Origin of the sequence: Bacillus sp. AP8, assembly GCF_000321185.1 — a bacterium.
Classification (GTDB): domain Bacteria; phylum Bacillota; class Bacilli; order Bacillales; family DSM-1321; genus Bacillus_AD; species Bacillus_AD massilioanorexius.
This window is the reverse complement of record NZ_CAPG01000037.1, coordinates 11,762-24,696: the sequence shown is the minus strand read 5'-3', so window position 1 is coordinate 24,696 and position 12,935 is coordinate 11,762. Positions and strand designations below refer to the sequence as shown.

Below are 12,935 nucleotides of genomic sequence, written 5' to 3'. Positions count from 1 at the left end.
ATAATCTGTGAAAATGACTTTTGCAACTTTCGTGTTATTAGTTTCGTTATTTAGTAAAAGTAAAAAACAATAGTTAACGAGCCACAGAGAAGAATAAGCGATTAGTTTTCTAATTAAATGGGGGTATTAAGGCTTTGTTTATAATGTTCGCATTCCTTTTATCTCCTTTTATCCTTTTTTCAACGATCAATGGGATCGGAGCAGGATTTGTTGGTTTTGTTTTCGTTGGACTTACATTATTTAATTCTCTTATATTTTGGGTGTAAGTAGCTATTTTCGAAATTACGAATCAAGTTAATTAAAGTGTTCATTCCTTTAACTTTGTTGTATATAAACTAGCAGTGAGTATTAGTTGACTTCCGTTCCAGTTTATTTATCAAGGATTAATGACGCCTTTTTAAGTTGGAAAAGCACATACAGATATAATGTGCATACAATGAATTATAAAAAATGCCTAATAATCTTGTTGAATTAAAATATTATCACACTAGTCATTTAACCCGCATAGGATGAAATGAAACTGAATGAGGAGGGTACGCTACATGTCACACTTTAGAGAAATTATTACGAAGGCTGTGGTGGCAAAAGGACGTAAATTTACAAAGTCCAATGAAACCATTTGTCCTGATCATCATCCTTCCAGCATTCTTGGTTGTTGGATTATCAATCATCATTACACAGCTAAAAAGGTTGGCAAAAAAATACAAATCAGTGGAAGCTATGATGTAAGCATTTGGTATTCGTACAATAAAAATACGAAAACTGGTGTTAAGACAGAAAAAGTACAATACACTGACTCGGTAAATTTAAAATATCGTGATGTAGATTGCCATGATGATCGTGAAATTATCGTTAAAGTGGTTCAACAACCAAATTGCATTGAAGCGTGTATATTAGCTGATGGGCAAAAAATAGATGTAGAAGTAGAAAAAGAATTTTTCGTAGAAGTAATTGGAGAAACAAAAGTATGTGTTGCAGTAAGTCCAAATGGGCAATGTAACGACGACGATTGGTACAATGATGTAGATGAAGAAGAATTTGAAGAAATTAATCCAGATTTCATTGTTGAACAATAATAGAAGTTGTTACACAACTAGGGAGGAACCTTCCTAGTTTTTTTATTTCTAACAATTAAACCTAATTGCTGATGCATGTCTCCTTTTTGATTGATATCAAATTATAGCAAGCAAAAGTTTTTAGATAAAATGTTTTTTAAAAGGTAAGGTAAAACCAAAAAGGACCAGTGACGGTTTTTCTTCTGTCTAACCTTTCACTTGCCATGCTCGGCAATAAGCTAGACCTTATTAGAGGAGTACCCCACTCCTCCAAAGAAGGCTGGGCTAATTGCTGCCGCATGTCTCCTTTTTGATTGATATCAAATTATAGCAAGCAAAAGTTTTTAGATAAAATGTTTTTTAAAGGTAAGGTAAAACCAAAAAGGACCAGTGACGGTTTTTCTTATAATCTCTCTTATAAAATGATATAATGAGTGATGTTGATTCTAATGTTGGAAAGGTTTTGAAAAGGTATGGCCACTTATACGCCAATGATTATGCAATATTTGCAGGTGAAGGCAGATTATCAAGATGCCTTTTTATTTTTTCGTTTAGGCGATTTTTATGAGATGTTTTTTGACGATGCAATTAAAGCATCACAAGAATTAGAAATTACATTGACTAGTAGAGAGGGTGGCACTGAGGAAAAAATTCCGATGTGCGGTGTTCCTTATCACTCTGCTGCTAATTATATTGATACATTAATTGAAAAAGGCTTTAAAGTAGCCATCTGTGAACAAGTAGAAGACCCGCGACAAGCAAAAGGCGTAGTTAGACGTGAAGTCGTGCAACTAGTAACGCCAGGTACAGTTATGCAAGGACGTGGTATAGATGAAAAAGAGAATAATTATGTAACATCCATTACGTTATTTGAGGATCATACATTCGGATTTGCGTTTGCAGATCTTTCTACAGGTGAGAACAAAGTAACTCTTCTATCAAATTCATTTCAGGATGTTTTAAATGAAGTAACAGCGTTAGCTGCAAAGGAAGTAGTTATTTCTAATGAATTTCCAGAAGAATTAAGAGATCAGTTAAAAGAAAGACATCAAATTGTCTTTTCAATGGAAGATGACATTTTTATGAATGAGGACATTCAAAAGATTACGACTGAATTAAATCAAGAAAAACTGATCATTACAACTTCTCGACTTCTTCATTATTTGTTCAAAACGCAAAAGCGCAGTTTGGACCATATACAACCTACAGTAACCTATGAAACAGATCATTACTTAAAAATAGATTATCATTCAAAAAGAAATCTTGAATTAACGGAAACGATCCGTTCAAAAGGAAAAAATGGTTCATTATTATGGCTGTTAGATGAAACAAAAACAGCCATGGGAGCTAGAATGTTAAAGCAATGGATTGATCGACCGTTGCTGTCAAAAGAGAGTATTGCAAATCGACATGGTATTGTTGAAGTATTACTCGAAAATTATTTTAATCGTCAGGAATTAAGAGAAAGTCTAAAGGAAGTTTATGATTTAGAAAGACTTTCTGGAAGAGTAGCATTCGGAAATGTGAATGCACGTGATTTAATAGCGTTAAAAAAATCATTACAGCAAGTACCTCATATTATAAACATTCTGGCAGAGATGAATAACTCAAAACTACAAGAGATTATTGAACAACTAGATCCGTGTGAAGAAGTAGCGGATCTTCTGGAACAATCTCTTTTAGAGAATCCTCCTTTAGCAATTAAAGAAGGAAATATGATTAAAGATGGTTATGATCAACAATTAGATGAATATCGAGATGCTAGTCGAAACGGGAAAACTTGGATAGCTTCATTAGAAAAGCAAGAGCGTGATTTGACAGGCATTAAATCATTAAAAATTGGATACAATCGTGTATTTGGATATTATATCGAAGTAACGAAGGCTAATATTCATTTACTTGAAGAAGGAAGATATGAGAGAAAACAAACATTAACGAATGCCGAGAGATACATCACTCCGGAATTAAAGGAAAAAGAGTCGTTAATATTGGAAGCTGAAGAAAAAATGGTCGAGCTTGAATATTCTATTTTTACTACGATTCGAGAACATGTAAAAGAATATATTCCACGACTTCAGGCTTTAGCAAAGTGTATAAGCAGTCTCGATGTTCTTCAATGCTTTGCAACAGTTAGTGAAAATCGTCATTATACAAAACCATTATTTTCAGATGATCGTAAAATTCATATTGTCGAAGGCCGACATCCGGTCGTTGAAAAAGTTATGCAAAAACAACAATATGTACCTAACGACTGCTTTATGAATACGGAAAGAGAAATGCTCTTAATAACAGGGCCAAATATGTCAGGTAAAAGTACGTATATGAGACAAGTCGCTTTAATGGCAGTGCTTGCTCAAATCGGATGTTTTGTACCGGCTGAACGAGCAGAGTTACCTATTTTTGATCAAATTTTTACTCGAATAGGTGCAGCGGATGATTTGATCTCTGGTCAAAGTACCTTTATGGTGGAAATGCTAGAAGCGAATCATGCCATCGCGCATGCAACACAAAATAGTTTAATTTTATTCGATGAAATAGGTAGAGGTACTTCAACCTATGATGGTATGGCATTAGCACAAGCGATTATAGAGTATATACATGAAAAAATCGGTGCTAAAACACTATTTTCAACCCATTATCATGAATTAACGACATTAGAAAATAGCTTGCATCAGTTGAAAAATGTACATGTAAGTGCTATAGAGCAAAATGGAAAAGTTGTATTTTTGCACAAAATTAAAGAGGGTGCAGCAGATAAAAGTTATGGTATTCATGTTGCACAGCTTGCAGATCTTCCAAATGATTTAATTCAAAGAGCTAACGAATTATTACAGCAATTTGAGTCTGATAAGCCGAGCACTACTTCAGTAGTGGTAGCAAATGGGGAAATCGAAATAGCGAGTGCTAAAAAAAGTAAAGAAGCTGAAGCACAGCTTTCGTTTTTTGAACCAGCAATTGAATCGAAAAAAGACAAGCTACATGCAAATGAGCATAAATGTATTCAGCAGCTTAAAGCTTTAAATATTTTAGAGATGACACCTTTAGATGCTATGAATGCTCTTTATGAACTTCAGAAGAAAGCTAATCAATAAAGAACGTACTGTGAATCTGTGATCATGCTGGAAGATCCAAATCTTGTATCGCTCAAAGCTGTACTTTATGAATGAAAGAGGTGAACATCTTGGGGAAAATCGTCCAACTAAGTGACCATTTATCGAATAAAATCGCTGCAGGGGAAGTAGTAGAAAGACCTGCGTCGGTTGTAAAAGAACTTACGGAGAACTGTATAGATGCGAATAGCACTATCATTGAAATTGAAATTGAAGAAGCGGGCTTAAAAAGTATTCGTATTATTGACAATGGAGATGGAATTGAGGAAGAAGATGTATTAAAAGCCTTCGACCGACATGCTACGAGTAAAATAAAAAATGAAAATGATTTATTCCGTATTCGAACACTCGGTTTTAGAGGGGAAGCTCTTCCAAGTATAGCATCTGTTTCTATGTTAGAAATTAAAACGAGTACAGGAGACAAGGCTGGGACCCATGTTGTATTAGAAGGAGGTAAGCTTCTTTCTTCTACATCAAGTTCTGCAAGAAAAGGTACAGACATTACTGTTTCAGACTTGTTTTTTAACACACCAGCTCGTTTGAAATATGTAAAAACAGTTCATACAGAGCTTGGGAATATTACGGATGTAGTCAATCGTTTAGCCATGTCTCATCCCGATATATCATTTAAGCTTTCTCATAATGGTAAAACGATTTTGCATACAAATGGGAACGGAGATGTAAGAGCTGTATTAGCGGCAATTTATGGGTTTAACATTGCGAAAAATATGAAGCCCATTCAGGCGGAATCGCTCGATTTTAAATTGAAGGGATATATTTCTTTACCTGAATGTACGAGAGCATCAAGAAACTATATGTCTTTAATGATCAATGGCCGCTATATAAAGAACTACTTATTATCTAAAGCCATCCTTGATGGATATCATACACTTTTACCAATAGGTCGATACCCAATTGTGTTATTAGATATAGAAATGGATCCTATTTTAGTAGATGTGAATGTTCATCCAGCTAAACTAGAGGTTCGTTTAAGTAAAGAGCAAGAGCTGATGGAGTTAATTTCTAAAACGATAGTTTCTATTTTTAAGAAGGAAACTTTAATTCCTTCCAATGTTGAAAAGAAACCAAAAGTTAAGCAACAATCAGAACAGGTAAGTTTTCAACTAGAAGGAAGAGTGGATAAACCGAAAAAACCAGATCCACAAATTATTTCTGCTTTTATGCAATCCATTCGAGAAGACGGTCAAAAAGATGGTGAAAAAATAGAGGTTCCTTCTCCTGTAATCAAAGAATCGTCATTTGAAATGACACGTCCTTTCGTTGAAACGAAAGATCCTGAAAGTATTTCAAAAGATATGGAAGATGTAGAAGTATATGAATCGGAAGAAGAAGCGATTGAAGTTGGAGACGGGGAATCTTCAACTTATGAAGAAGAAGAGCCAGTTAATGTTACAAGTAGAATTCCAACTCTATATCCTATTGGTCAGCTACATGGGACATACATTATTGCTCAAAATGAAAACGGTATGTACATGATTGACCAACATGCTGCCCAAGAAAGGATAAAATATGAATTCTTCCGCGAACATGTTGGTCAAGTAGGTAATGAGTTACAGGATTTATTAGTTCCAATTACATTACAGTATTCAACAGATGAAACGATAAAAATACAAGAAAATATAGATCTCCTGCAAGAGGTTGGGGTTTATTTAGAAGAATTCGGTCAAAATGCTTTTATCGTCCGATCTCACCCTCAATGGTTTCCTAGTGGTGATGAACAAGAATTAATTGAAGATATTCTTAATCAGTTATTGAAGATGAAAAAAGTGGATATTAAGAAATTGCGAGAAGAAGCAGCTATTATGATGAGTTGTAAAGCTTCTATTAAAGCGAATCATCATTTGAGACATGATGAAATTACATCACTGCTTGAACAATTGCGTCACAGTTCTGATCCGTTTACATGTCCACACGGTAGACCGATTATTATCCATTTTTCAACGTATGATATTGAAAAAATGTTTAAAAGAATTATGTAATAATGAAAAGCAGGGTGATTTTACAAGTATAGCTTAAAAATCATCCTGCTTTTCTGTTTAGTAGTCATTCATCTATTATGCTTATACATGATTTAAAATGATAAGAAGCGTTATGCGTGTGAAATCATTTTAGTTAGTCAACTAATCCATGCTTAACTATTTCAATCTTAACTTTGGCTTTAATATCAGCGTTTTTATAGGCCTCATCTTTCCAATTTAATTTTTCATACTCTTCATTATGAAAAGAATGCAATTGTTGTCCGATTGCTAGACCATCACAATTTGCTTTTTGTAATTTTTTTATGATTGTATTTACTTCTTTAGTTAATTGTTTTTCCATTTTGTTAGTTATGAATTCTCTATTCTTCTTTACATTCATTTTGGGTGATTCGATTACTTCAACTTTAATGTTCAGCTTGATATCTGCTGTAGCCTTTCCATTTTTAATGTTTACCTTGGTTTTTCGCTTTGATTCTAATAAATTTATGGTTATATAACCTTCAATTTTGGGCTGTTCATTATCTCTTAGTTTTATGACTAAATTAGGCTGATATTTCACAATGGATCTTTTCAATGAATTAAACAATATACTTTCTTGCATTGATAAGGTTTCACCAGTAAATTTATCTTCATCCATAATGGCTAAACCATCTATCTTGGGTGTTTTGTCTGGGGATGTGGTGATGTAAGGAACTAGAATATCAAATCCTCTATTTTCAAATATCCTTGATCCTTTCAATAAATTTACATTAGGAAGCACACCTTTATCAACGTGGGCCAGTAAAAGTTCTCTAAAGTATTCTGATGGTTCACTTTCATTTGGAATCGGATTAGAAAAGTAAGATTTTGCATCTCCTTTTACAATAACGAGATATGGATTAATGGGATTATTAGGTTCTCTTATAAAAATATCTAAATAAGGATATAACCCGTCCTCTTTTGCTAGCTTTTCACCAAAAAATACGACTTTTAATTTTGATGTATCTAATGTCTCTGCAACTTTATCGTTTATGCGTAATGTAATCTCACGAACGGTATCACCTTTAACGGTCGTAATAATGCTAGACTGAGGATACACCGCGTCGTTAGGAGTAGAATAAGTTCCTATTATTTTGTCATTATCATTTTTATCATATGCTGCAGATAGAATAAATCTAGTTTCTTTTATTAATTTCTCATCCCAACAACCAGACAGAAGAATTAAACAAGTAATAGTTACGAGTATACGACTAATTTTATGCTTCATTTGCTGATGATCCTTTTTGTTTAGTTCTAGTTCTTTTAAAAAGTAGAAGTATGGCTGTTAGTGTTGGAATGAGAATTATAACAAATAGAGAGTAATAATCTCTGAAGTATGCAAATGAAATAAAGAATTGTTTATTAGCAAACTTATGGACAATTATGGAAATAACGAAAATAATGAGAGTAAGCCATTTTAAATAATAATTATGATGATCTTTATTGCGCAAACGACTCATACCTAGACACCCTATATATAAGAAACAAATATAAGAAGTTGTCATCAAAACTGTCCAAGCGGCAATGAAAAAAACTTCAATTCGTTCCAATATGGTGAAATGCATAGGGATAATAAAATAAATAACAGCATCCACAATATTTTTTGCTGCATTTGGAAAGTACATAAAAACAAAAGTTGTGGCCGTTAAATATAATAAGCATACAAGCCAAATACTTATATTCGCAATCTTAAATACCTTTTTTTTCGGGGCACAAACAAAAGGATGGATAAAGAGAAAAATTTCAAATCCTGTAAAAGCTATTAATCCATCTTTTGAAGCTTTGAATATTTCCCATATATTTGATTCGCCAACTGGCAGTAGGTAATGATAATTTAACTCTTTCAGATCCCAAAAAAGAAAGTAAATCATCAATAAAATGACCATCACAGCAATCGTTAAAAATCGCCCAATTGTAGCAAGATCGCCATTTAATATATAAAAACCTACTAAAATTAGCAATAAAAACATGAACCAAAAAGGAGTTCGGTAGTAATTCCATAATTTTAAAATGGAAGTGGTTTGATAGGCAAAATGAACGCTATACATCACATAGTAAACAATCATAATTACGTTTATACATTTACCGATAAAAGAACCAAATACTTTGATTGTAATATCATAAAAGGTCAATTCTGGGTAATTCTTGATTATGAAGTAATAGATTAATATCAACATTTGTACATAAGTAGCTGATATTAATAAAGAAATCCATCCATCATGTCCAGCTGTCTTACCGAGAATGTGTGGTAATGATAAAATTGTTAAACCAACTTGTGAATGAATCATAAAGAAAAAAAACTGTGATTTTGAAATTTGATTAGAAGGTAAAAATTTCATCTCTTCTTCCACCACCTAGAAAATCGTTCACGTACAGTGTTTCTTGCTAATGAATCGGTTGGTCGGGTATTTAAAGTGAAAATAGGTGCTCGGATGATAGTATCTTTGAGATCTTTCCACTTTAAAGGAGTGAATGGAGTTAAATAAGGAACTCCAAAAGGACGTAACTTACATAAATGCCCTACTAGTAGGACAATTCCTATCACAATTCCATAGATGCCAAGAATGGATGCAAGAAACATAAAAGGAAATCTTAGAATGCGTACTGTAGCGCTCATTTCGGAACTAGGAATAACAAAGGAAGAAATAGCTGTGAGTGCCACGACAACAACCATTATATTAGAAACTAATCCAGCTTTTACGATAGCGTCACCAATGACAAGCCCTCCAACAATCCCAATGGTGGGACCGATTTTAGTTGGAAGTCTTAATGTTGCTTCTCGTATAAGCTCAATAAAAACTTCCACAATGCCGGCTTCGACTAATGGCCCATAGGGTATGCTTTCTACCGATTTTTGAACTGTGAAAATAATTCTTTGAGGAACTACTTCATAATGAAATCCTACGATTGCAATATAAAAAGCTGGCAATAAAATGGCAGTGAAAAAGGAAGTAAATCGTATAATTCTGTTAAAAGATGCAACTAAAAAGCGCAAATTATAATCATCTGGAGATTGGAAAAACGAGATAAATGATATAGGTAAAATGGATGCGCAAGGATTTCCATCTAACAATAAGACTATTCTACCTTCCAAAAGACCACCTGCAGATCGATCGATACGTTCTGTAGTTAGAGTTTGTGAGAATGGAGTTATTGAGTATTCTTCTATATAGGCTTCTAATACAGAAAGACTAAAAACAGAATCGACGTCTATACTTTTTATTCTTTCTTCAATTTTATTTACTAAGTCTAAATCAGCTACATTATTTAAATATACTATGGCAGCTGTTTTTTCAGCTTCTTTTCCAACTTTCAATTGTTTTATTGTTAAATTTGGAGATACAACACCTTTACGAATTAAGAATAAATTGGTTTGTAATGATTCCACATATCCTTCATGAGATCCTCTGACAACATTTTCTGTTGTTGGGATGGTAACTTGACGCCCATCGGATCTTAATGCCATGAAGCTATACGGCTCCTTTTGACCCTCTAAAAACAATAAAACAAAACCAGTTAGTAGATTTGTAATAATTGTCTTCTGGTCGTCTTCGCTTTTTATTTTTACTAAATTAAAATTTGATGATTCTTCGATTGAATAGTTGCTACTAAGCAAATCATCTAAAACCGATTGGATAGTTACATTATCAGCTAAACTATATAAATAAATTAATTTTGCTTTTTTATTTTGAATATGTAAGTCTCTAACAAGTATATCGTCGCTATTCCCAAGTGCTTTTTTTATGGATTCAATATTTTCCTCTAAATCAAGAGAAATTGTTAAATGAACTTCATCAATAACGGGAGTCTTTTGTTTCGTTTGATTATTTTGCTTTTGTTTTCGGTGTTTCTTTGAAAAAAACGATAGCAATTACCATCACCTTCTTTACAATTTCTTTTTTTAGTATGTTTCTTTTGTGAAAAAATATAATAATTAATTTAGGTTTAAAAAGATAATTAATGGGAATAACTGAATTGGTATTTGTTACGTTTTTGAAAAAGAAGAAGTAACCTTTTATGTATTCTTTAAGGATGTGTACCTTTATCTTTATAACTTGTGATACTATTAAAGAAATAGGAATAAGGTAGTTGAAAAAAGTGAGTAACAAGCAAAAATTAATTTGTATTGTTGGACCTACAGCTGTAGGAAAAACAAAGATTAGCATTGATCTGGCTAAAAAGTATAATGGAGAAATTATTAGTGGGGATTCGATGCAGGTGTATCGTAAGATGGATATTGGGACGGCTAAAATAAGCAAACAAGAAATGGAAGGTGTCCCGCATCATTTGCTGGATATTAAAGAACCAGACGAAGCCTTTAATGTCGCTCAATTTCAAGAGTTAGTGACTGCTTGCATCCAAGACATAGCATCAAGAGGAAAGTTACCAATAATAGTAGGCGGTACAGGATTATACATAGAAGCGGTTTTACAAAATTACTCTTTTTCGGAAGCGGTGAGTGATGAGGCTTATCGAACAGAATTAGAGCAATTGGCAGTGAAGCAAGGTGTAGATGCATTACATCAGATGTTAGCAACCGTTGATGAAGAGAGCGCGAAAAATATACATCCTAATAATGTTAGACGAGTTATTAGAGCCCTTGAAATTTTTCATTGTACTGGAATGAAGATGAGTGAACAACTTCAAAAGCAAGCAAAAGAATATGTTTATGATGTGGCTTTGATTGGCCTTATTATGGATCGTGAAACCTTATATGAACGAATTAATCTTAGGGTGGATCTCATGATGCAACAAGGTTTATTAGAAGAAGTGCAGCATCTTTATCAAGCTGGACTTAGGGACTGTCAGTCTATCCAAGCTATAGGTTATAAAGAGCTTTATGAATATTTTGATGGGAACATGACATTAGACATGGCGATAGAACAGTTAAAGCAAAACTCTAGACGCTATGCGAAAAGACAATTAACTTGGTTTCGAAATAAGATGAATATCGAGTGGTTTGCCATGGACCAAGATAGTTATGAAAAAAAAGTTCTTGAAATATCTGAATTTATAGAAGGAAAGCTGTCATTGACAGCGAATAATAAACAATAGAGATAAATGAGGAGGATTAGCTGTAATGAAAACATCTGTTAATATTCAAGATCAGTTTTTAAATCAATTAAGAAAAGAAGGTATTTATGTTACAGTATTCTTATTAAATGGTTTCCAAATAAGAGGACAAATTAAAGGGTTTGATAACTTTACAGTCTTGTTGGAGAGTGAAGGAAAGCAACAGTTAGTTTTCAAGCATGCTATCTCTACTTTCGCTCCGCAAAGAAATGTACAAGTTAATTTCGAAGGAAAAGAATAAACTTTTAAGATACAAAGAAGAGGATATCTCAGAAGCGTAGCTTTTGATAGATATCCTTTTTTATTTATGTCTTCTAACTTGTTAATTGGGATGTGGCACTAGTTATCTTATCGAATGTTTAGAGGTTTAGTTGAATATATATGAGATAGATGAGATATTTTCGAGAATGTGCATTTTGCAACAGAATTCTAGATTGCTTATGTTATTTGCTTAACAATGGAATATATTCATAATTGTTCTCGTGAAAGTGAACGAGATGTATGGGTGATGAGTACATCCTTAAATTTTGCATCCGACATACTTGGAGAGCGACAGTCATAATGTAAACAAAAGTGTGTTTTCGAATACGAATCTCTGCAGTATGTGAGGTGAGTGTGTTGGCCGATGGCTATAAAAAAAGAAATAATGGACAAATTAACGTTGTAATTAGTAATCAAAAAAGAAAATCCATAAAAAAAGATCCTTTAATCTTTGAAAGTAAACAGAAAGAAGTGCCACATCAACATATAGCATTAAAAGAGATTGAACAGGAACTTGAAGCTTTAGTTGGTATGGAAGAAATGAAAAAAACAATTATGCAAATTTATGCTTGGATTTACGTAAATAAAAAAAGAGAGGAAGCCGGATTAAAAGCTAGTCGTCAAGCTTTGCATATGATGTTTAAAGGGAATCCAGGTACAGGAAAAACTACGGTAGCGAGATTGATTGGGAAGCTTTTTGTAAAAATGAATGTACTATCTAAAGGACATTTAATTGAGGCTGAACGAGCGGATTTAGTAGGTGAGTATATTGGGCATACTGCTCAAAAAACTCGTGATTTAGTTAAAAAAGCAATAGGGGGTATTTTATTTGTAGATGAAGCATACTCGTTAGGAAGAGGGGGAGAAAAGGACTTTGGAAAAGAAGCAATTGATACACTCGTTAAACATATGGAAGATAAACAACATGAATTTATTTTAATATTAGCTGGTTATTCAAAAGAAATGGAGTATTTCCTAAGTTTAAATCCTGGGTTGCATTCCCGTTTTCCGATTGTTATAGATTTTCCGGACTATACAGTCACCCAATTGATGGACATCACAGCCATGATGTTAAAAGAAAGAGAATATATTTTAAGTAGAGAAGCAGAACGAAAGTTAGAGAATCATTTAATGATCATAAAAAATACATGGAGTCCTATTAGTTTCTCTAATGGACGTTATATTCGAAATACGTTAGAAAAGTCTATACGAAGTCAAGCAATGCGATTGTTAGTAAATGATGTGTACGATAAAAATGAATTAATTACAATCCGAAGCCAAGATTTACAATTTGAAGATTGAGAGGGGAAATGCATTGCATTTTCTCTCTTTTTCATATACCTTTTTCTATACAGAAAAAATTTTTTGAAAGACTCTTTCATTTTGTTTAGAATAAAAAAGGATAAATAATTTATGTA

Annotated in this window: 9 protein-coding genes; 6 read left to right on the top strand and 3 right to left on the bottom strand. The window is 33.1% G+C overall.

The genetic code is table 11. The features are described 5' to 3' along the window. Positions 1-542 precede the first annotated feature (542 nt). The 3 genes from cotE to mutL all read left to right on the top strand — a co-directional run bounded on the left by cotE (position 543) and on the right by mutL (position 6,165). Complete coding sequence (cotE, locus tag BN349_RS10255) at positions 543-1,076, top strand: outer spore coat protein CotE (RefSeq protein WP_019242216.1); 534 nt, start codon at positions 543-545, stop codon at positions 1,074-1,076. Between the two features lie 452 nt (positions 1,077-1,528). Beyond that, positions 1,529-4,147 (top strand): DNA mismatch repair protein MutS, encoded by a 2,619-nt coding sequence (gene mutS, locus BN349_RS10250; protein ID WP_019242215.1) that lies wholly within the window; start codon positions 1,529-1,531, stop codon positions 4,145-4,147. 89 nt (positions 4,148-4,236) lie between these two features. Beyond that, a complete protein-coding gene (gene mutL, locus BN349_RS10245) occupies positions 4,237-6,165 on the top strand; it encodes a DNA mismatch repair endonuclease MutL (protein ID WP_019242214.1) in 1,929 nt (642 codons plus the stop codon). Between the two features lie 133 nt (positions 6,166-6,298). Here mutL and BN349_RS10240 read toward each other — a convergent pair whose 3' ends face one another. From BN349_RS10240 to BN349_RS23800, 3 genes are read right to left on the bottom strand one after another with little or no spacing between them, the layout of a single operon-like run. Next, positions 6,299-7,411, bottom strand: a complete 1,113-nt coding sequence (locus tag BN349_RS10240) for a Ger(x)C family spore germination protein (RefSeq protein WP_019242213.1) — start codon at positions 7,409-7,411, stop codon at positions 6,299-6,301. Next, positions 7,401-8,522 (bottom strand): GerAB/ArcD/ProY family transporter, encoded by a 1,122-nt coding sequence (locus tag BN349_RS10235; RefSeq protein WP_019242212.1) that lies wholly within the window; start codon positions 8,520-8,522, stop codon positions 7,401-7,403. The genes BN349_RS10240 and BN349_RS10235 overlap by 11 nt, the downstream gene beginning before the upstream one ends. Continuing rightward, positions 8,519-10,054 (bottom strand): spore germination protein, encoded by a 1,536-nt coding sequence (locus tag BN349_RS23800; protein ID WP_019242211.1) that lies wholly within the window; start codon positions 10,052-10,054, stop codon positions 8,519-8,521. Before BN349_RS23800 ends, BN349_RS10235 begins: the two co-directional genes overlap by 4 nt. Before the next feature lie 227 nt (positions 10,055-10,281). Here BN349_RS23800 and miaA point away from each other — a divergent pair, with 227 nt between their 5' ends. The 3 genes from miaA (at position 10,282) to spoVK (ending at position 12,819) form a co-directional block, all read left to right on the top strand. Continuing rightward, positions 10,282-11,238: a tRNA (adenosine(37)-N6)-dimethylallyltransferase MiaA gene (miaA, locus tag BN349_RS10225; protein WP_425457711.1), complete on the top strand. Its 957-nt coding sequence runs from the start codon at positions 10,282-10,284 to the stop codon at positions 11,236-11,238. Between the two features lie 25 nt (positions 11,239-11,263). Then, a complete protein-coding gene (hfq, locus tag BN349_RS10220) occupies positions 11,264-11,497 on the top strand; it encodes an RNA chaperone Hfq (RefSeq protein ID WP_019242209.1) in 234 nt (77 codons plus the stop codon). A 377-nt stretch (positions 11,498-11,874) separates the two neighbouring features. After that, positions 11,875-12,819: a stage V sporulation protein K gene (spoVK, locus tag BN349_RS10215; RefSeq protein ID WP_019242208.1), complete on the top strand. Its 945-nt coding sequence runs from the start codon at positions 11,875-11,877 to the stop codon at positions 12,817-12,819. Positions 12,820-12,935 lie beyond the last annotated feature (116 nt).